The organism is Pseudomonas sp. GM33 (assembly GCF_000282295.1).
GTDB classification, from domain to species: domain Bacteria; phylum Pseudomonadota; class Gammaproteobacteria; order Pseudomonadales; family Pseudomonadaceae; genus Aquipseudomonas; species Aquipseudomonas laurylsulfatiphila.
The window spans coordinates 1-16,381 of record NZ_AKJO01000155.1; the positions used below are offsets into that span (position 1 = coordinate 1).

Below are 16,381 nucleotides of genomic sequence, written 5' to 3' on the forward strand. Positions count from 1 at the left end.
CAACCATAGAATCTCCCACAGTGTTATTGGCTGGATGCGATTTTTTCGCTCAACCGAAATCCCTGTGGGAGCTTGCTCGCGATGGCGTCGGATCAGGAGACATCAATGTTGAATGCATCAGTGCCGACGCTTGAGGGTATCGGACGGCAATTCGCCGAACTGCTTGCGGTAGCTGTCGGAGAACCGTCCCAGGTGCAGGAAGCCGTAGTCCATGGCCACTTCGGTGATGTTGCGCACGTTGCAGGTCGGGTCGCTGAGGCAGGCTTTGATGGACTCGAGGCGCTTGCGGCGGATGTAGTTCTTCGGCGTGTCACCGGCATTGCGTTCGAACAATCCATACAACGAACGCAAGCTCATGTGGGCCTGGCGCGCCAGTGCTTCGCTGTCGATGTCCTGCTTGAGGTGATTGGCGATGTAATCGGCAATCGCTTCGAACGTGGCCGTCTGCGAGCCCGGTTCCAGGCGGCAGACATTGGTTTTCATCAGGCTGAGCATCTTGCTGACAATGATCTGCGTGTAATGCTCCTGCACCCTGGGGATCTGCTCGGTGGATTCGGCCTCCTGGCAGATCATCGCCAACAGGTTGACGAAACCTTCCAGTTCATTGAGCTGATAACGGTTTTCCAGAAACCGCACGCCCTGCTCCGGATAGCGCCAGCGCTGCTCATCGCAGACCGATTCAAACAAGCGGGTCGGGACCTTGAGGATGAATTTTTCGCAATCGGCCGAGTACGTCAGGTCCACCGGATCGTCGGGGTTGATCAGCAGCAGTTCGCCGGGGGCGAAGTAATGCTCCTGGCCGTGTCCACGCCACAGGCAGTTGCCGCGCAGCAGCACTTGCAGGTGATAAATGCTGTCCAGCGCACCGGACGTCACGCGCACACTGGCACCGTAGCTGATGCGGCACAGGTCGAGGCTGGCGAACTTGCGATGATCAAGGCTGGCCAGCGGGCTGCCGGCACGGGGCATGAGAATGCAGTGGTTACCGACGTGCTGATTGACGTAGCCCGACACTGCGTAAGGGTCGGCATGGTCGAACACCCGGCTGCGCTGACTCAACAGTTGCGCTTGCATCATCAGGTCACTCTCGTTGTTGTTATGAGTTGCTTCAGTTCATTCTAGAACCGAAACACTTGTAGGAGCGAGCCTGCTCGCGATGGACTCGAGGACGCCGCGGGGCATCAGGCACCCAGCGTCATCGTTAACGTCCATCGCGAGCAGGCTCGCTCCTACCGGGTTCGGGGGTGATCAGTCTTCCAGGGCGCGGACCCGCTCGTGACGCTGCTGCTCTTCAGGTTGTGCAGACGACTGCAGGGTGAAGTCGAAGTCGATTTCGGCAAAGCGACCGCTCACGCCATGGGCCGCCGCGCGCTGTTGATCGTCGCTGAAGGTGATCTTGGCGATCAGTTCGTCGCGGGTGGCGTAGGCGAAATCGTCGTGCAGGTATTTATCGCCGTCGAGGTTGATCTGGGTGGTCAGGTGGCGGTGATCCGGCGCGGAAATGAAGAAGTGCACGTGCGCCGGGCGCTGGCCATGGCGGCCCAGTTGATCGAGCAGTTGCTGGGTCGGACCGTCCGGCGGGCAGCCATAGCCCGACGGCACGATGCTGCGGAAACGGTAGCGGCCTTCGGCATCGGTCACGATGCGGCGACGCAGGTTGAATTCCGACTGCGAGGCATCGAAGTACGAGTAGGTGCCGCCGGTATTGGCGTGCCAGACGTCCACCACGGCCCCGGCCAAGGGTTCGCCAGCGGTATTGAGCACGCGGCCTTGCATGAACAAAGTCACGCCCGGATCGACGCCGTCATCCAGACGCGCCTCGCCCTCGGACAACGGCGCACCGGCTACGTACAGCGGGCCTTCGATGGTGCGCGGGGTACCGCCGGTCTTGCCGGCCTGCTCGTCTTCGGCGTCCATCAACAGGTCGAGGTAATGCTCCAGGCCAATACCGGCCACCAGCAACCCGGCTTCCTGGCGCGCGCCCAGCACGTTGAGGTAGTTGACGGCTTTCCAGAACTCTTCCGGGGTCACGGCCAGGTCTTCGATGATGTTCACCGAATCACGCAGGATGCGGTAGACCAGCGCTTTGGTCCGTGGATTGCCGGCGTCGTTGAGCAGGCCGCTGGCTTCTTCGAGAAATTTCTGGACTTCGGCAGTGTGGGAAATCTTGACGTTCATTTTTTTGGGTTCCTCATCTTGTAATTATTAGCGTAGCGCTGAGCAGGCTGGGCTCAGCGGTCATCGTCACGGATGGAAGAAGGATGCCGGCACATCGCGTCGATTTCGATGGCCATGTAGGGAAACAAAGGCAATTGCATCAGCAGGTCATGCAGTTCCTGAACGCTGTCGACATCGAACACGCTGTAGTTGGCGTAGTGCCCGGCGATGCGCCACAGGTGACGCCACTTGCCCTGCTCTTGCAGGCGCTGGGCCAGGGCTTTTTCGTCAGCCTTGAGTCTGGCTGCCGCCTCCGGATTCATGTCGACCGGCAGGTTCACGGTCATTTTTACGTGAAACAGCATAATGCTCTCCTCAGGCTTGATGAGTGGTCTTGTCGCGACGGAAGAACGCCAGGCGCTCCTCATCCAGGCTCAGGCCAAGGCCCGGTGTTTTTGGCACGTGCAGTTCAAAATCGCGATACACCAGCGGTTCGCTGAGAATGTCTTCGGTCAGCAGCAGCGGGCCGAACAGTTCGGTGTCCCACGCCAGTTTGTTCAGGGTGACGAAGGCATGGGCCGACGCCATCGTGCCCAGGCCGCCTTCGAGCATGGTGCCGCCGTACAGGGCGATGCCGGCCGCTTCGGCGATGCAAGCGGTGCGCAACACGGCGCGCGGGCCGCCGTTCTTGGCAATTTTCAGGGCGAACACCGAGGCCGCGCCTTCGCGGGCCAGGTTGAACGCATCTTCCACGCATTCGATGGATTCGTCGGCCATGATCGGTGCCGGGCTCATGGCATTCAGGCGGGCCATGCCGGCGCGGTTGTTGCGCGAGATCGGCTGTTCGATCAGGTCGATGCCGTTGCTGCCGAGGATTCGGCAGGCACGTATCGCGACGGCTTCGTCCCACGCCTGGTTGACGTCGACCCGCACGCTGGCGCGGTCACCCAGGGCTTTCTTGATGGCGATGACGTGGGCCAGGTCGCGATTGACCTCGCCGGCACCGATCTTCAGCTTGAAGATGCGGTGGCGGCGCAGGTCGAGCATTTTTTCCGCTTCGGCGATGTCCTTCTCGGTATCGCCACTGGCCAGGGTCCAGGCCACCGGCAGTGCGTCGCGAACACGGCCGCCGAGCAATTCACTGACCGGCAGGCCAAGGCGTTTGCCCTGGGCGTCGAGCAGCGCGGTTTCGATACCGGATTTGGCGAAGGTGTTGCCACGGATGCTGCGCTCCAGGCGCAACATGGCGGCATTGACATTGCCGCTGTCCTGGCCGATCAACAAGGGTGCGAAGTGCGTGTCGATGTTGGTCTTGATGCTGTCCGGGCTTTCGTTGCCGTAGGCCAGGCCACCGATGGTCGTGGATTCGCCGATGCCTTCGATGCCGTCGGCGCAACGCACGCGGATGATCACCAGCGTCTGGTTCTGCATGGTGTGCATGGCCAGCTTGTGCGGGCGGATAGTCGGCAGATCGACGATGATCGTCTCGATCGACTCAATGGCGGTTGCAAGCATTTCGATACCCGTCAGGTTCTTGAAGTTCTGAGTCGGATTCTCATACGGCTTTTTCCGGGCGGCCAATATAGAATTGGTCTGGCTTGATACCTTAAAGGTATTCAATTGAAAATCCGGAGGCCCCATGGAACTGCGTCACCTGCGTTACTTTCAGGTGCTGGCTCAAACCCTCAACTTCACCCGCGCCGCCGAGCGCCTGCACATTGCCCAACCGCCGTTGAGCCGGCAGATCCAGCAACTGGAGGACGAACTGGGGGTGATGTTGCTGGAGCGCGGCCGCCCGCTGAAGTTGACCGACGCCGGGCGGTTTTTCCATGAGCACTCCACCGCCCTGCTCGAACAACTGAACAAAGTCTGCGACAACACGCGGCGTATCGGCCTGGGTGAAAAGACCTGGCTGGGTATCGGCTTTGCGCCTTCGACCCTGTATGGCGTGCTGCCGGAACTGATCCGCCGGTTACGCAGTGGCGAACCGCTGGAGCTGGAATTGGGCCTGTCGGAAATGACCACCCTGCAACAGGTGCAGGCATTGAAGGCCGGGCGCATCGACATCGGTTTTGGCCGGATCCGCATCGACGACCCGGCCATCGTCCAGACCGTGCTCACCGAAGACCGCCTGGTCGCCGCCCTGCCCGCCGGCCATCCATTGCTCGCCGGTCCCATCAGCCTGCGGGAACTGGCCAGGGAACCCTTTGTGCTGTACCCCGGCAATCCACGCCCGAGTTACGCCGACCATGTGATCGCGCTGTTTGAGTCCTATGGCGTGAGCATCCACGTCGCGCAGTGGACCAACGAACTGCAAACGGCGATCGGTCTGGTGGGGGCGGGAATCGGGGTTACGCTGGTGCCGGCCTCGGTGCAGTTGCTGCACCGCGACGACATCGGTTTCACACCCTTGCTGGAAGACAACGCGACCTCGCCGATCATCCTCAGCCGACGGGTGGGCGATGTTTCGCCGGGGTTGAACCATTGTTTGCGGATGATTGATGAGCTGTTGCCGCGGGCCTCCTAAGCGGATAGAGCGGCTAGCCATTACTTGTGGCGAGGGGGCTTGCCCCCGTTGGGCTGCGTAGCGGCCCTAAAAGCGTTACCCGGTTTCCCGGACATGAACGTAAGGACCATTTTGGGGGCGCTTCGCACCCCAACGGGGGCAAGCCCCCTCGCCACAGGTCAGCGTTTGCCCTGTCGGCAACGATCAGCCGGCAAACGCCCGGCGCCCGGCCTTCATCTCGGTACGCAACTCGCCGATAAAATCAGAGATGGCGCGCACGCTGGTCAGTTCGGCTGTCGAGACACCGCTGATCAGCAGCTCCACCCGCCCGGTGACGGGGTCGAAGACTTCGATGCGCAGCAGCCCGAGACTCTCGGTGCACTCGCACGACAGCGGCTCAAAACCGGACTCTACGATGTTGCAAAGCACTGAAATCGGAAGCATGGCCGGTCCCTCGGGCGACAGTCAATTCGATTGGATCCGTTTCAGCATAGTTACACTTTGCCGATTCTGCGCCAGTAAATTGCCGTCAATTTTGTTATACCCCGCGCATTTCCGGCAACTCAGTGGGAATTACCACCCCAGATCCAGTTCCAGAGCCCCGGCAACTCGACCGGCTGCGAGCCATCGCGCACGGTTCGCGCCATGGCCGCCCACTGTAGCGCAGCCTGATCGTCGTAAAACGGCTTGTCCGCGGTTTTCACGCCGGTCTCCCGGGCGCTGTCGAGCAGAATCTGCAGGTATTCACGGGTATGCCGGGCGGTATAGCGGTTGAGGTCGTGAAACGTCACCACGACTGGAATCACCCCATCGACCACCGGCAATTCGCCACGAGCGATGCGTTCGCGCACTTCAGACATCGAGCGCAGCATGTGCGACCGACGCCGGGGGCTGGCGTTGAATCCCCAGATCTTGCCGTCATTGGCGCTCAAGTCCGTGAGCAGCACGTGCAAGCCATGCTGTTGATAAGCGGCGAAGGTGCGCTTGTCGTAGTTCCAGAATGGCGGGCGCAGCAGGGTTGGAGGGGCGCCGGTGATCGCTGCGATGTCGGCGCTGCCATCGGTCAGGGCCTGCTCCAGTTCTTGCGGCTCCAGCGAGCGATGATTGGTGTGCCAGGGCGTTGCCGTGTGGAAGCCCAGAATGTGACCTTCAGCGTGTTCGCGCCGCATGATGTCCCGGCCCAATTCGCTGCCACCGGCGCGCGGCGCGCGGGTTTGCACGAAGAACACGGCCTTGATCCCCGGCTGCAGCGGGTTTTGCGCCAGGCTCTCAAGCACCGTGACGGTCGGATTCCACCAGCTCGATGCACTGGGACCGTCATCGAACGTCAGTAGAAAACGGATGGGCGGTTGCGCCTGCAAACGCTGTTCGGTTTGCGGCGTCATTGCAATGGGGGCGGCGATACAGCCCAGCAAACCAACTGCCAGGATGCACACTGTTAAACACTTGAACCACTGTTTCATCTTTTGCCTTGGGCCAGACCATCACGATTGAAATGCAAGTTGGCAGGAATCCTTCGCCCGAGACGCCGGGCCGAGGTTGGATAAGGTACACAGGCTTTGGTTCCGACGCTTGCCAAGCCTGTTTCGTCGGCACCTACTAAACTGAAAAAACGCTCAACCAGAGTGTCAGGCCATGTGCGGACGACTGTCGCAATACCGCGGGATTCACGACTTCGTGGCGGTGCTGAGCATCCCCGACGCGCTGGTCAATCACGTCGGCAACGAACCCCTGGCGCACTATAACGCCGCGCCCACCACACAACTTGCCCTGCTGCACCTGGAGAACGAGCGGCTGCACGCTGACGCCGTGCGCTGGGGTTGGCGACCGCACTGGGCAACGGATCGCACGGAGCCGATCAATGCCCGGGTCGAGAAAGTCGCCCACGGCCCGTACTTCCGGGCCATCTGGCCGCATCGCGCGATCTGCCCGATCGATAACTGGTTTGAATGGGTCGACGCCGGTGACGGCAACAAACAGCCCTGGCTGATCCGGCGACGGGACCGGGCGCCGGCTTTCTGCGCGGCCATCGGCCAGTACCCCATCGGCGGAGCTCCGCACAGGGAGCACGACGGTTTCGTGATCCTCACGGCGGACAGCGCAGGCGGCCTGCTTGACGTGCATGACCGGCGGCCAGTGGTGTTTTCGCCCGAACTGGCGCGGGAATGGCTGGACCCGGCCACGCCCAAGGAACGCGCCGAGGAAATGGCGCTATCCCAGGGCGAGGTCAGTAACGTATTTGAGTGGTACAAGGTGGACAAGGCCGTCGGCAATGTCAGGAACCAGGGCGCTGCGCTGATCAAGGAAGTTCCTTGAATCTGTCGATAACGACAAAGCCCCTTTCAATGGCGTAATGCTGCTCAGTTAAGGAAATTGTAGGAGCGAGCTTGCTCCTACAATGGCGGGCTTTGTTGTTTGGGTTGATCAGAACTTGCGGTCAGGCTCTGACAGTTCCGTACCGTCGTCAGGATGCTTCCAGTCCGGCACCGAACGCTTCTGCTGCTCAATCTCTTCTTCCGTGGGTTCGTCCACGTCTTCTTCCGGGTCCGGACGCTTGGGTTCATTGGCCATGCTCACCTCTCTTCCTGAAGGGATCGGTCATCCACTTTAAGCTTAGATCAGTTACCCTCCGCTCAGAGCCACCAGCGCAACAAAAAGAAAAAGCCCATGCTCAACAGCATGCTGAGCAACGTATTGCGCGTGTAAAGCACCAGCCCCACCGCCACCAGCGAGCTAATCAGGTAAGGGTTGTCCCAGTGCAGGTTCAGCTGTTTTTCCGGCATGAACACAATCGGCCCACAGATAGCCGTCAACATGCCCGGTACGGCAAACCCGAGAAACTGCCGGGCATTGCTGCTCAGGCGCACCGGCAGGCGCGGCTCGAGAAAAACGTAGCGGTTGAGGAACACCAACACGCCCATTCCGACAATCACAGCCCAGACCATCATGTGCGTCCACCGTAGAATTTATTGCAGACGAACCCGGCGGTCATCCCCGCCAGCCCCGACAGCACCAGCGCTGAGCCCCATTGCCAGTAGCTGAACAGCACCGAACAGAACAGCGACACTGCAACGCACACCACGGTCGGCACGTTGCGGACCACCGGGGTGATCAGGGCAATGAAGGTGGCCGCGATGGAGAAATCCAGGCCCAGGTGTTCAAGGCCCGGAATGCTGCTGCCGAGCACAATGCCCGCCAGGGTAAAGAGGTTCCAGGCGATGTAGAACGTCAGGCCCACGCCCAGGGCGTACCAGCGGTTGAATTGCTGCTTGTCGTGCTGGCTGGTCAGGGCGAACAGCTCATCGGTGAGCAAAAAACCCAGCCCCGCACGCCAGCGCCCCGGCAATGGCGATATCACCGAACGCATGCTCATCCCGTAAAGCAAATGCTGGGAGGTCAGCAACAGCGTGGTGAGCAGGATCGAAAAGATCCCGGCACCGCCCTTGAGCATGCCGATGGCCACCAGTTGCGCCGCACCGGCAAACACAATGCTCGACAGGCCCTGGCCTTGCAGGGGCGTGAGGTTGGCTTCGATGGCCATGGAGCCGGCCAGCAAGCCCCAGGGCGCGGTGGCCAGGGACAGCGGCATGATCGCCGCAGCACCGCGCAAAAAGGCACTGCGCGGCATGATTGAGTTGGACATGACAGTCTACAGACAGGGAAAGACCTGAGACTTTGCCAGCTGTGGCGGCCAATGGCTTGAACAATCTTGCTCACTGAGACGCCAGCATGCCATTCATCGGCTGCCCGCTTGATTCGCCAAAGTGCTAGCAACATGATGGCCCTGCATTTTTCATCGAGGCAGGCCCTTCATGAGTTCAGTCGAAACCGACAGCGACGTTTACAAAACCCTGCTTGAGTCGACCAAAGCCATTCCCTGGCGCATCGACTGGAAAACCATGACCTTCAGCTACATCGGGCCACAGATCGAAGAACTGCTGGGCTGGAAGCAGCACAGTTGGGCCTCGGTCAATGACTGGGTCGAGCGCATGCACCCGGATGATCGCGACTACGTGATGGACTTCTGTGTCTCGCAATCGCGGGCCGGCATCGATCACGAGGCCGACTATCGCGCACTGACCGAAAGCGGCGAGTACGTGTGGATCCGCGATGTGGTGCACGTGGTGCGCAAGGACGGCGAAGTCGAGGCGCTGGTGGGGTTCATGTTCGATATCAGCGAGCGCAAGAAAACCGAAGAACACTTGATCCGCCTGCAAAAACAACTGGAAGAGTATTCCTTCCAGGACGGCCTGACCGGCATCGCCAACCGCCGCATGTTCGACACCGTGCTGGAACGCGAGTGGAACACGGCCCAGCGTACCGGCTTGCCGTTGTCGGTGATGGTGCTGGATATCGACTACTTCAAGCAGTACAACGACCACTACGGCCACATCAAGGGTGACGAATGCCTGCGCCGCGTCGCGCAAACCTTGTCCCTGGCGGCGAACCGGCCACGGGATTTCATCGCCCGGATCGGCGGTGAAGAATTCGTCTGGCTGTTGCCGGAAACCGATGCCGAATCCGCCAGACTGGTGGCGCACAAGTGCCTGCACCTGATTCGCCAGCAGCAGATCCCCCATGAATTCTCTAACGTGTCGAAACTGCTGAGTATCAGCCTCGGCGTCGGCACCACCCTGGCATCGATGCACGCGACGGCCCTGGAGTTTGTCGAGCAGGTCGATCATCAGCTCTACAAAGCCAAGCACAATGGCCGAATGCGCGCCGAGTTCGCTGATTTTCGTGATTGACAAAAGGCGCGCCGGCTTTTAAAACTGGGCGCCTAACTCAGGGTGTAAGCAAGTATGTCCGCAACCTTCAACCTCAACACTTCCGTCATTGGCTTGATTGCCAAGGCGCAAGGTTGCGTTGCGCACGCCCTCAAATCGAAGAAACAGTCGCTCATGTGACCGGGGCGCGCTGTCCCGTCAGATGAGCTGACAGGACATTGAGCGCGACGGACCACACGCCCCTTGCTTACTCTCCTTTCATGCCCCTGACGGTGACGAAATCGGTCAACCATCAGGAGAAAAAAGCATGTCAGCGTTTCAGGGTATCTGGGTTCCACTGGTCACCCCCTTCCACAACGGCGCCATCGATTTCGTCGGCTTGCGCCGGCTGGTCAGCCATCTGCTGGAAAAAGGTGTCGACGGCCTCATCGTTTGCGGCACCACCGGCGAGCCGGCGGCGATGGGCAAACATGAGCAACTGGCAGTGCTTGATGCCGTGCTGGAGCTGGTACCGGCGCAACGGGTGGTCATGGGCCTGGCCGGCAACAACCTGACCGAATTGTTGCAGTTCCAGAGCGAGATCCTCAAGCGCCCGGTGGCGGGCCTGCTGGTGCCGGCGCCGTATTACATCCGCCCGTCTCAGGCCGGCCTCGAAGCGTTTTTCCGCACGGTCGCCGATGCCTCCAGCGTGCCACTGATTCTCTACGACATCCCCTACCGTACCGGCGTGGTTTTCGAACAGGCGACCCTGCTCAACATCGTCGCCCACGAACGGATCGTCGCGGTCAAGGATTGCGGCGGTAACTTTTCCAACACCCTCGCCTTGCTCGATAGCGGCCATGTCGACGTGCTGTGCGGCGAAGACAACCAGATCTTCAATGCCCTGTGCCTGGGCGCCAAAGGTGCGATTGCCGCGTCGGCGCATGTCCATCCGGACCTGTTCGTGCAGTTGCACCGGCAGATCCGCGACAACCAATTGGCTGAAGGTCGCGCCACGTTTTTCCGATTGCTGCCGCTGATCAACAGCCTGTTCCTGGAGCCCAACCCGGCCCCGGTGAAAACCGCGCTGGCCCTGCAAGGCTTGATCGGAGACGAACTGCGCGCACCGATGCAACGCAGCAGCGAATCGATGACCGAACGTTTGAAAGGCGTGCTCAGGACATTGGATCGCGGCAATCGATAGAGCGCCCGCCACCGGCCCGAGTACCATGGAGCGATTCGATCAGCCTTCAGGGGCACCGACATGCTGTACCGAATCGCCGCCGACGGGCTGATGCTGTTTCACCTGTCGTTCATTGTGTTTGTCGTGTTTGGCGGGCTGCTGGTGCTCAAATGGCGCCACCTGATCTGGTGGCACCCGCCCGCTGCGCTGTGGGGGATGGCGGTGGAGTTCTTCCACCTGCCCTGCCCGCTGACCGACTGGGAAAACCGCATGCGCCAGGGGGCCGGGCAAACCGGCTATGGCGGTGGGTTCATCGAGCATTACATTTGGCCGGTGATTTATCCGGCGGGCCTGACGCCCGGCATTCAGCTGGGTTTGGGCAGCGTGGTGTTGGTGATCAATGTGTTGGTCTATCTTCGATTGATCAGGCAGTGGCGATTGCGGCGGGCAACCTGAAGCCAGGATCAAAAGATCGCAGCCTGCGGCAGCTCCTGCACAGGGAACGGACCGGTTTGCCTGACGCCTGAGCCTCAGTTGGCAATCACACTCATATTGCGCCCACTGGCCTTGGCCACGTACAGCGCCTTGTCCGCCGCACCGATCAGGTCTTCGGAGCGAACCTGGGACGCACCATTGGTCGCACACACGCCAACGCTGACGGTGACGGCGCCTTCCGGGCTGACACTGTGGACAATTTCAGCCTGCAGCACCGCGCGGCGGATTTTCTCCGCCACCAGGAATGCCCCCACGTAGTCGGTGCCGGGCAGCACCACCGCAAACTCCTCGCCACCATAACGCGCGGCCAGATCACCGGGGCGCTTGATGTTGTCGGTGATGATCGCACCGACCTTGCGCAAACACTCATCACCGGCCGGGTGACCGTAGCGGTCATTGAACGGTTTGAAATGATCGACATCGATCATCAGCAGCGCCAGCTCGCTCTGGCTGCGTCGGGCACGGCCCATTTCGGCATCGATGAACGCGTCGAGCTGACGCCGGTTGGCCAGCCCCGTCAGCGCATCCTTGAGCGCCAGGCCTTCGAGGTTGCGATTGACCTCCAGGAGCTTGTCCTGGGTGTCCAGCAACTCGACCTGCACCAGGTTCTGCTGCTTCATCAGCTTGATCAGCCGGAACCCCAGCACCCCGAGAACACTGAGCAACAGCGTGACGATGCCGGCGCTGAGCAGCGTTTCCTTGCGCCAACTGGCCAGCACTTCTTCCTTGTTCAGCGCGGCAAACACGATCAGCGGATAACCCTCGACCCGGCGGTACCCCGTCACCCGCTCGACACCGTCGATGACCGACGTGATCGTGGCCGTGCCCGCATCGCTCTTGGGCAACAACTGGGTGAACAACGGGCTCTTGGCAAGGCTGCTGCCGATATCCGATTCCTTGAAGGGCCGGCGAATGACAATGCTGGCGTTGTCGGCGATCAGGGTGATCACGCCATTGCTGCCCATGTCGATGCTGTCGTAGAGCTGCAGGAAATGAGTGAGGTAAATCGTCGCCAGCGCCACGCCGGCAAAACTGCCGTCGGGATGATTGAGCCGACGCGAAACCGTCAGGATCCACTCGCCGCTCGACCGGCTCTTGATCGACGGCCCGATGTGCGGCCCTCGGCTGGGGTTGTCGCGATGGAAGATGAAGTATTCGCGGTCGGAATTGTTGACGCCGGTTTGGCCGGCGCCATTGGAATTGGCGAGCCACTTCCCGTTTTCGTCAAAAACGAACAAGCCATGGAGCTGGCTCAACTCACTGCGCTGGGCATTGAGCAATGCCGGCAGCCGGGATTGATCCACGCCGTCGTGTTCCAGGCGATCGACCAGCGTGAACAGCAGCGTATCGGCCTGCTTGATCGTTGCCTGCGCTTGCGAAGCCAGGGTCTGCGCCAGATTGGACATCACCACTTGCTTGTCATGCAGGTGGTACTGGCGTGAGCTCCAGGCTTCCCAGATCACGATAGCCACCATCGACAGGCACACCGCCACCAGCAAGGTCACCGCCGAGCGGACCTTGAGCCTTGCCACGGCTGGCCGAAGCATTTCAATTTGATCGTTGATCAATGGATGTCCCATGGTGCTCCCTGTGTCGATGACGGACGAACCTTCCTGATCGCCGTTTTTGCTCACTATGTCCGAGCCGCGCTCGCCATGATGTTAGCGCGGCGCCTGCTTAACCGCCTCAAGCCACGCCGGATCGAGCCGTGTCTGTTGGATTTCAATGCCCTGCGCTTGCATCCGTTCCTTGTGCTGGTCCATTTCGCGGATCAACTGGCCATGGTCACTGGAGTTGCCATCGAGTTGATGCATCTGGTTCAAGCCCAAATGGTAGAAACGCAACAGCTTCATCGCAACCGGATCACCCCGTTCCACGGCCGCCGTTACATGATGCATGACATTGGTGATGCTCATCAGGCTGCGCTTGAGCTGCCAACTGTAGACCGCCGGCGCCATCCACGCCTGGCGCCAGAACACCTTGCGCATCAGCGCCACCATCACCAGCACGGCAACGAACACGCCACCGACGTTGAAGCGCAGATTGTCGCCCCCGGGCGTGCCGAACAGCGCCACTGCCGCCGAGGACAGCAGCATCGCCAGCGCCAGGAAGATCAGGGCAATGATGACCGTGCTGCGCCGCGTCTGTTGCCGGTAGGTGTCAGCGTTCATCGGCTGGATTTCGAACATTGCGTCGGGTTTCCTGAGCTGAAAGGGTAAAAAGGGGTCTGAGGCAAAAAGACAGCGGGCCATTATCCCCTCTGCGGGGGATTTAGCTATGCTGGGGCTCCTTTTCATCTTTTCATCGTCAAGCGGGGGACATGGCGAGACCGCGCAGTTCGTGCCATCTTCTTTCATGAATACACATTATTCGGATGCCATTCGTAGTTGCTGTGTGAATGACATCGTTTTAAGGATCATTGAATGACCCAACGCCAAGTTATCAACGCCTCCGTCAGTCCAAAAGGCAGCCTGGAAACGCTCTCGCAACGGGAAGTCCAGCAATTGAGCGAGGCCGGTTCCGGCAGCACCTACACCCTCTTCCGCCAGTGCGCCCTGGCCATCCTCAACACCGGCGCCCATGTCGACAACGCCAAGACCATTCTGGAAGCCTACAAGGATTTCGAGATCCGCATTCACCAGCAGGACCGCGGCGTACGCCTGGAACTGCTGAACGCCCCGGCCGACGCCTTCGTCGACGGCGAAATGATCGCCAGCACCCGGGAAATGCTGTTCAGCGCCCTGCGTGACATCGTCTACACCGAAAACGAACTCGACAGCCAGCGCATCGACCTGAGCAACTCCCAGGGCATCAGCGACTACGTCTTCCACCTGCTGCGCAACGCCCGCACCCTGCGCCCCGGCGTCGAGCCGAAGATCGTGGTGTGCTGGGGCGGGCACTCGATCAACACCGAAGAATACAAATACACCAAGAAAGTCGGCCACGAACTGGGTCTGCGCAGCCTGGACATCTGCACCGGTTGTGGCCCCGGCGTGATGAAAGGCCCGATGAAAGGCGCGACCATCGCCCACGCCAAGCAACGCATCCACGGCGGCCGCTACCTGGGCCTGACCGAACCCGGCATCATCGCCGCCGAAGCGCCGAACCCGATCGTCAACGAACTGGTGATCCTGCCGGACATCGAAAAACGCCTGGAAGCCTTCGTCCGTGTCGGCCACGGCATCATCATCTTCCCGGGCGGCGCCGGTACGGCCGAAGAGTTCCTGTACCTGCTGGGCATCCTGATGCACCCGGACAACGCAGGCATTCCCTTCCCGGTCGTCCTCACCGGGCCGAAACATGCCGCACCGTACCTGGAGCAACTGGACGCGTTCGTCGGCGCCACCCTGGGCGACGCCGCCAAGCAGCACTACCAGATCATCATCGATGACCCGGCCGAAGTGGCGCGCCAGATGACCCAGGGCCTCAAGGCGGTCAAGCAGTTCCGCCGCGAGCGCAACGATGCGTTCCACTTCAACTGGCTGCTGAAAATCGACGAAGGCTTCCAGCGCCCGTTCGACCCGACCCACGAAAACATGGCCAACCTGAAACTGAGCCTCGACCTGCCCTCCCACGAACTGGCGGCCAACCTGCGCCGCGCGTTCTCCGGCATCGTCGCCGGCAACGTCAAGGACAAGGGCATCCGCCTGATCGAAGAGCACGGGCCTTACCAGATCCATGGTGACGCGGCGATCATGCAACCGCTGGACCTGCTGCTCAAAGCCTTCGTCGCCCAGCACCGCATGAAACTGCCGGGCGGCGCGGCGTATGTGCCGTGTTATCGGGTGGTGGCTTGACCCTTTCGGTGTAACAACGCCGACATGAGCTTTACCGTCACGAGCCGCAGTGAAAGCTGCGGTTCGCGGCACTCTATGGAAAGAAAAAAATGCGCCAACGCAATTCCGCAAGACTGCTGGTGATCAATCCCTCGCAACAGGTTCTGCTGTTTCACTTCAGGCACAAAGGCGATGCCCTCGACGGCCAAAGCCACTGGGCGACACCCGGTGGCGGGCTTGAGCCGGGTGAATCCTTTGAGGCGGCGGCGGTTCGTGAGCTGTTTGAAGAAACCGGGCTGATTGTCGCAGCCGTGGGAGCCAGCGTTGCAGAGCGCAGTTTTCCGATGATGTTGCCCAGTGGTGAAACGGTGCTGTCGGTTGAACGGTATTTTGTGGTTCATACCGAGAGTGAACGTCTGTCCCGTGAAGGGTGGACGGCTCACGAAGTTCGGGTAATGGCGGACCATAAGTGGTGGTCCGTAGCCGAACTGCGTGAGACCCGAGAAACGGTGTGGCCGGAGCACTTGATCAAGATGCTGGAAAGCGCCTGAAGCGTTCTGGCGTACACAAACCCTGTGGCGAGGGGGCTTGCCCCCGTTGGGCTGCGCAGCGGCCCTAAAAGCAGTTACCCGGTTTCCCGGAGATGAACGTAAGGACCATTTTTTTGGGGGTGCTTCGCCCCCCAACGGGGCGGTGCGGCGATCCGACAAGCCCCCTCGCCACAAAAGCTCGGCGTTTAGTCCAGCGGGGCAACGTTATCCAGTGCGCGGTTGACCGCCAGGTCCGCCAGCATGATCACCTGCTGGATCCCCAGCAACATGCTGCGTTGCGGGCCATCCAGGAATGTTGCGAAATCACTGGCCATGACGCTCGCCGACGCCAGCGATTCACAGGCATGGGTCAACAGGCTTTCGGTGTCGATGTTCGGCGCGATGGTGAACATCGTGCTGGGGTTGTGGGGTGCGTTGTTTTTGAGGATGGCGGGTTTCAGGTGGAGGCCGGATGCACGTTGGGTGGTATCGGCTTCTGATTCGGGGGGATTGGGTGTGGGTTTGACCATGACGAAGCTCCTTGATTGATGGAGCCGCCACAATTCGCTGCGAAACGAAGAAGGTGGCGGCCATACGCAGGTTCGCAGACCGGGAATCAAGGAACCCGGCAGACCCGAAAGTCTCCCGCGCACAGCCGCCATAACGCAAAACAGTGGGCGAACAAAAGCGCCAACTGCAAGGCAATGGTGGCGCTGAGCGCCTTGATTAACCTGGGCTGCGAAACCCGATCGCTGAATTTGCAACGATCGGGTAACGATAGAGTCGGGGGTCAAGGCCCACAAGCCGGCGGATTCTGGCGTAGTTGTAGGCAACGACGCAAGGCGGTGTAGCCTCACTCCTGGTCCTACAGCCCTCTCTGACATTTACAATTTCTGGCCATTTTGATGGTGTGAGGCAGAGGATTTTCATTGGCTGTAAGGCCGTCTTCGCGAGCAAGCCCGCTCCCACAGGTGCCGAGTACAGCCCCAAGAAATTGGTTGGCTGTAAGACCGTCTTCGCGAGCAGGC

At 60.6% G+C, this 16,381-nt stretch carries 19 protein-coding genes; 7 read left to right on the plus strand and 12 right to left on the minus strand.

Annotation, left to right across the window (positions count from 1 at the left end; all coding sequences use genetic code 11):
* Positions 1 to 117: 117 nt before the first annotated feature.
* The 4 genes from PMI26_RS04415 to PMI26_RS04400 all read right to left on the minus strand — a co-directional run bounded on the left by PMI26_RS04415 (position 118) and on the right by PMI26_RS04400 (position 3,672).
* The gene (locus PMI26_RS04415) at positions 118 to 1,077 is read right to left on the minus strand and encodes an AraC family transcriptional regulator (protein WP_007978977.1); all 960 of its coding nucleotides are present in this window, start codon (positions 1,075 to 1,077) and stop codon (positions 118 to 120) included.
* A 171-nt stretch (positions 1,078 to 1,248) separates the two neighbouring features.
* Positions 1,249 to 2,178: a catechol 1,2-dioxygenase gene (catA, locus tag PMI26_RS04410; RefSeq protein WP_007978979.1), complete on the minus strand. Its 930-nt coding sequence runs from the start codon at positions 2,176 to 2,178 to the stop codon at positions 1,249 to 1,251.
* A 53-nt stretch (positions 2,179 to 2,231) separates the two neighbouring features.
* Positions 2,232 to 2,522: a muconolactone Delta-isomerase gene (catC, locus tag PMI26_RS04405; RefSeq protein ID WP_007978984.1), complete on the minus strand. Its 291-nt coding sequence runs from the start codon at positions 2,520 to 2,522 to the stop codon at positions 2,232 to 2,234.
* A 10-nt stretch (positions 2,523 to 2,532) separates the two neighbouring features.
* A complete protein-coding gene (locus tag PMI26_RS04400) occupies positions 2,533 to 3,672 on the minus strand; it encodes a muconate cycloisomerase family protein (protein WP_162130297.1) in 1,140 nt (379 codons plus the stop codon).
* Between the two features lie 124 nt (positions 3,673 to 3,796).
* Here PMI26_RS04400 and PMI26_RS04395 point away from each other — a divergent pair, with 124 nt between their 5' ends.
* Positions 3,797 to 4,684, plus strand: a complete 888-nt coding sequence (locus PMI26_RS04395; RefSeq protein WP_007978988.1) for a LysR family transcriptional regulator — start codon at positions 3,797 to 3,799, stop codon at positions 4,682 to 4,684.
* Positions 4,685 to 4,867: 183 nt separating this feature from the next.
* Here PMI26_RS04395 and PMI26_RS04390 read toward each other — a convergent pair whose 3' ends face one another.
* A complete protein-coding gene (locus PMI26_RS04390) occupies positions 4,868 to 5,107 on the minus strand; it encodes a DUF1652 domain-containing protein (RefSeq protein ID WP_007978990.1) in 240 nt (79 codons plus the stop codon).
* Between the two features lie 119 nt (positions 5,108 to 5,226).
* On the minus strand, positions 5,227 to 6,126 hold the full coding sequence (locus PMI26_RS04385) for a polysaccharide deacetylase family protein (protein ID WP_007978991.1): 900 nt from the start codon (positions 6,124 to 6,126) through the stop codon (positions 5,227 to 5,229).
* A 172-nt stretch (positions 6,127 to 6,298) separates the two neighbouring features.
* Here PMI26_RS04385 and PMI26_RS04380 point away from each other — a divergent pair, with 172 nt between their 5' ends.
* The gene (locus PMI26_RS04380; protein WP_007978993.1) at positions 6,299 to 6,979 is read left to right on the plus strand and encodes an SOS response-associated peptidase family protein; all 681 of its coding nucleotides are present in this window, start codon (positions 6,299 to 6,301) and stop codon (positions 6,977 to 6,979) included.
* Positions 6,980 to 7,087: 108 nt separating this feature from the next.
* Here PMI26_RS04380 and PMI26_RS31680 read toward each other — a convergent pair whose 3' ends face one another.
* The 3 genes from PMI26_RS31680 to PMI26_RS04370 form a co-directional block, all read right to left on the minus strand.
* Positions 7,088 to 7,234 carry a hypothetical protein gene (locus tag PMI26_RS31680; protein WP_007978995.1) on the minus strand — a complete coding sequence of 49 codons (147 nt, stop codon included), beginning with the start codon at positions 7,232 to 7,234 and terminating at the stop codon, positions 7,088 to 7,090.
* 62 nt (positions 7,235 to 7,296) lie between these two features.
* Entirely contained in the window at positions 7,297 to 7,608 is a 312-nt protein-coding gene (locus PMI26_RS04375; RefSeq protein WP_015095729.1) for an AzlD domain-containing protein, read from the minus strand.
* Positions 7,608 to 8,306 carry an AzlC family ABC transporter permease gene (locus PMI26_RS04370; RefSeq protein ID WP_007978998.1) on the minus strand — a complete coding sequence of 233 codons (699 nt, stop codon included), beginning with the start codon at positions 8,304 to 8,306 and terminating at the stop codon, positions 7,608 to 7,610. Before PMI26_RS04370 ends, PMI26_RS04375 begins: the two co-directional genes overlap by 1 nt.
* A gap of 169 nt (positions 8,307 to 8,475) precedes the next feature.
* On the opposite strand from PMI26_RS04370, the gene PMI26_RS04365 reads away from it, so the two are divergent.
* The 3 genes from PMI26_RS04365 to PMI26_RS04355 all read left to right on the plus strand — a co-directional run bounded on the left by PMI26_RS04365 (position 8,476) and on the right by PMI26_RS04355 (position 11,008).
* The gene (locus PMI26_RS04365; RefSeq protein WP_007979000.1) at positions 8,476 to 9,411 is read left to right on the plus strand and encodes a sensor domain-containing diguanylate cyclase; all 936 of its coding nucleotides are present in this window, start codon (positions 8,476 to 8,478) and stop codon (positions 9,409 to 9,411) included.
* A gap of 286 nt (positions 9,412 to 9,697) precedes the next feature.
* Positions 9,698 to 10,573 (plus strand): 4-hydroxy-tetrahydrodipicolinate synthase, encoded by an 876-nt coding sequence (gene dapA / locus PMI26_RS04360; protein ID WP_007979002.1) that lies wholly within the window; start codon positions 9,698 to 9,700, stop codon positions 10,571 to 10,573.
* A gap of 60 nt (positions 10,574 to 10,633) precedes the next feature.
* Positions 10,634 to 11,008: a DUF2784 domain-containing protein gene (locus PMI26_RS04355; RefSeq protein WP_007979004.1), complete on the plus strand. Its 375-nt coding sequence runs from the start codon at positions 10,634 to 10,636 to the stop codon at positions 11,006 to 11,008.
* Positions 11,009 to 11,082: 74 nt separating this feature from the next.
* Here the strand turns inward: PMI26_RS04355 and PMI26_RS04350 are convergent, their stop codons facing one another.
* Both PMI26_RS04350 and PMI26_RS04345 read right to left on the minus strand, forming a co-directional pair.
* On the minus strand, positions 11,083 to 12,627 hold the full coding sequence (locus PMI26_RS04350) for a sensor domain-containing diguanylate cyclase (protein ID WP_007979006.1): 1,545 nt from the start codon (positions 12,625 to 12,627) through the stop codon (positions 11,083 to 11,085).
* A gap of 81 nt (positions 12,628 to 12,708) precedes the next feature.
* Entirely contained in the window at positions 12,709 to 13,236 is a 528-nt protein-coding gene (locus PMI26_RS04345; protein ID WP_177323539.1) for a DUF3087 domain-containing protein, read from the minus strand.
* 234 nt (positions 13,237 to 13,470) lie between these two features.
* On the opposite strand from PMI26_RS04345, the gene ppnN reads away from it, so the two are divergent.
* Both ppnN and PMI26_RS04335 read left to right on the plus strand, forming a co-directional pair.
* Positions 13,471 to 14,844 carry a nucleotide 5'-monophosphate nucleosidase PpnN gene (ppnN, locus tag PMI26_RS04340; RefSeq protein ID WP_007979011.1) on the plus strand — a complete coding sequence of 458 codons (1,374 nt, stop codon included), beginning with the start codon at positions 13,471 to 13,473 and terminating at the stop codon, positions 14,842 to 14,844.
* 89 nt (positions 14,845 to 14,933) lie between these two features.
* Complete coding sequence (locus PMI26_RS04335; RefSeq protein WP_007979013.1) at positions 14,934 to 15,374, plus strand: NUDIX hydrolase; 441 nt, start codon at positions 14,934 to 14,936, stop codon at positions 15,372 to 15,374.
* 185 nt (positions 15,375 to 15,559) lie between these two features.
* Here PMI26_RS04335 and PMI26_RS04330 read toward each other — a convergent pair whose 3' ends face one another.
* The gene (locus tag PMI26_RS04330) at positions 15,560 to 15,883 is read right to left on the minus strand and encodes a DUF6124 family protein (protein ID WP_007979016.1); all 324 of its coding nucleotides are present in this window, start codon (positions 15,881 to 15,883) and stop codon (positions 15,560 to 15,562) included.
* Between the last annotated feature and the right edge of the window lie 498 nt (positions 15,884 to 16,381).

Excerpts from the sequence above, each read along its gene's own strand:
- dapA (WP_007979002.1), top strand. The coding sequence starts at position 9,698 with ATGTCAGCGTTTCAGGGTATCTGGGTTCCACTGGTCACCCCCTTCCAC.
- PMI26_RS04385 (WP_007978991.1), bottom strand. The coding sequence starts at position 6,126 with ATGAAACAGTGGTTCAAGTGTTTAACAGTGTGCATCCTGGCAGTTGGT.
- PMI26_RS04390 (WP_007978990.1), bottom strand. The coding sequence starts at position 5,107 with ATGCTTCCGATTTCAGTGCTTTGCAACATCGTAGAGTCCGGTTTTGAG.
- ppnN (WP_007979011.1), top strand. The coding sequence starts at position 13,471 with ATGACCCAACGCCAAGTTATCAACGCCTCCGTCAGTCCAAAAGGCAGC.
- PMI26_RS04330 (WP_007979016.1), bottom strand. The coding sequence starts at position 15,883 with ATGGTCAAACCCACACCCAATCCCCCCGAATCAGAAGCCGATACCACC.
- catC (WP_007978984.1), bottom strand. The coding sequence starts at position 2,522 with ATGCTGTTTCACGTAAAAATGACCGTGAACCTGCCGGTCGACATGAAT.
- PMI26_RS04395 (WP_007978988.1), top strand. The coding sequence starts at position 3,797 with ATGGAACTGCGTCACCTGCGTTACTTTCAGGTGCTGGCTCAAACCCTC.
- PMI26_RS04355 (WP_007979004.1), top strand. The coding sequence starts at position 10,634 with ATGCTGTACCGAATCGCCGCCGACGGGCTGATGCTGTTTCACCTGTCG.
- PMI26_RS31680 (WP_007978995.1), bottom strand. The coding sequence starts at position 7,234 with ATGGCCAATGAACCCAAGCGTCCGGACCCGGAAGAAGACGTGGACGAA.
- PMI26_RS04345 (WP_177323539.1), bottom strand. The coding sequence starts at position 13,236 with ATGTTCGAAATCCAGCCGATGAACGCTGACACCTACCGGCAACAGACG.
- catA (WP_007978979.1), bottom strand. The coding sequence starts at position 2,178 with ATGAACGTCAAGATTTCCCACACTGCCGAAGTCCAGAAATTTCTCGAA.
- PMI26_RS04365 (WP_007979000.1), top strand. The coding sequence starts at position 8,476 with ATGAGTTCAGTCGAAACCGACAGCGACGTTTACAAAACCCTGCTTGAG.
- PMI26_RS04400 (WP_162130297.1), bottom strand. The coding sequence starts at position 3,672 with ATGCTTGCAACCGCCATTGAGTCGATCGAGACGATCATCGTCGATCTG.
- PMI26_RS04380 (WP_007978993.1), top strand. The coding sequence starts at position 6,299 with ATGTGCGGACGACTGTCGCAATACCGCGGGATTCACGACTTCGTGGCG.
- PMI26_RS04375 (WP_015095729.1), bottom strand. The coding sequence starts at position 7,608 with ATGGTCTGGGCTGTGATTGTCGGAATGGGCGTGTTGGTGTTCCTCAAC.
- PMI26_RS04370 (WP_007978998.1), bottom strand. The coding sequence starts at position 8,306 with ATGTCCAACTCAATCATGCCGCGCAGTGCCTTTTTGCGCGGTGCTGCG.
- PMI26_RS04335 (WP_007979013.1), top strand. The coding sequence starts at position 14,934 with ATGCGCCAACGCAATTCCGCAAGACTGCTGGTGATCAATCCCTCGCAA.
- PMI26_RS04415 (WP_007978977.1), bottom strand. The coding sequence starts at position 1,077 with ATGATGCAAGCGCAACTGTTGAGTCAGCGCAGCCGGGTGTTCGACCAT.
- PMI26_RS04350 (WP_007979006.1), bottom strand. The coding sequence starts at position 12,627 with ATGGGACATCCATTGATCAACGATCAAATTGAAATGCTTCGGCCAGCC.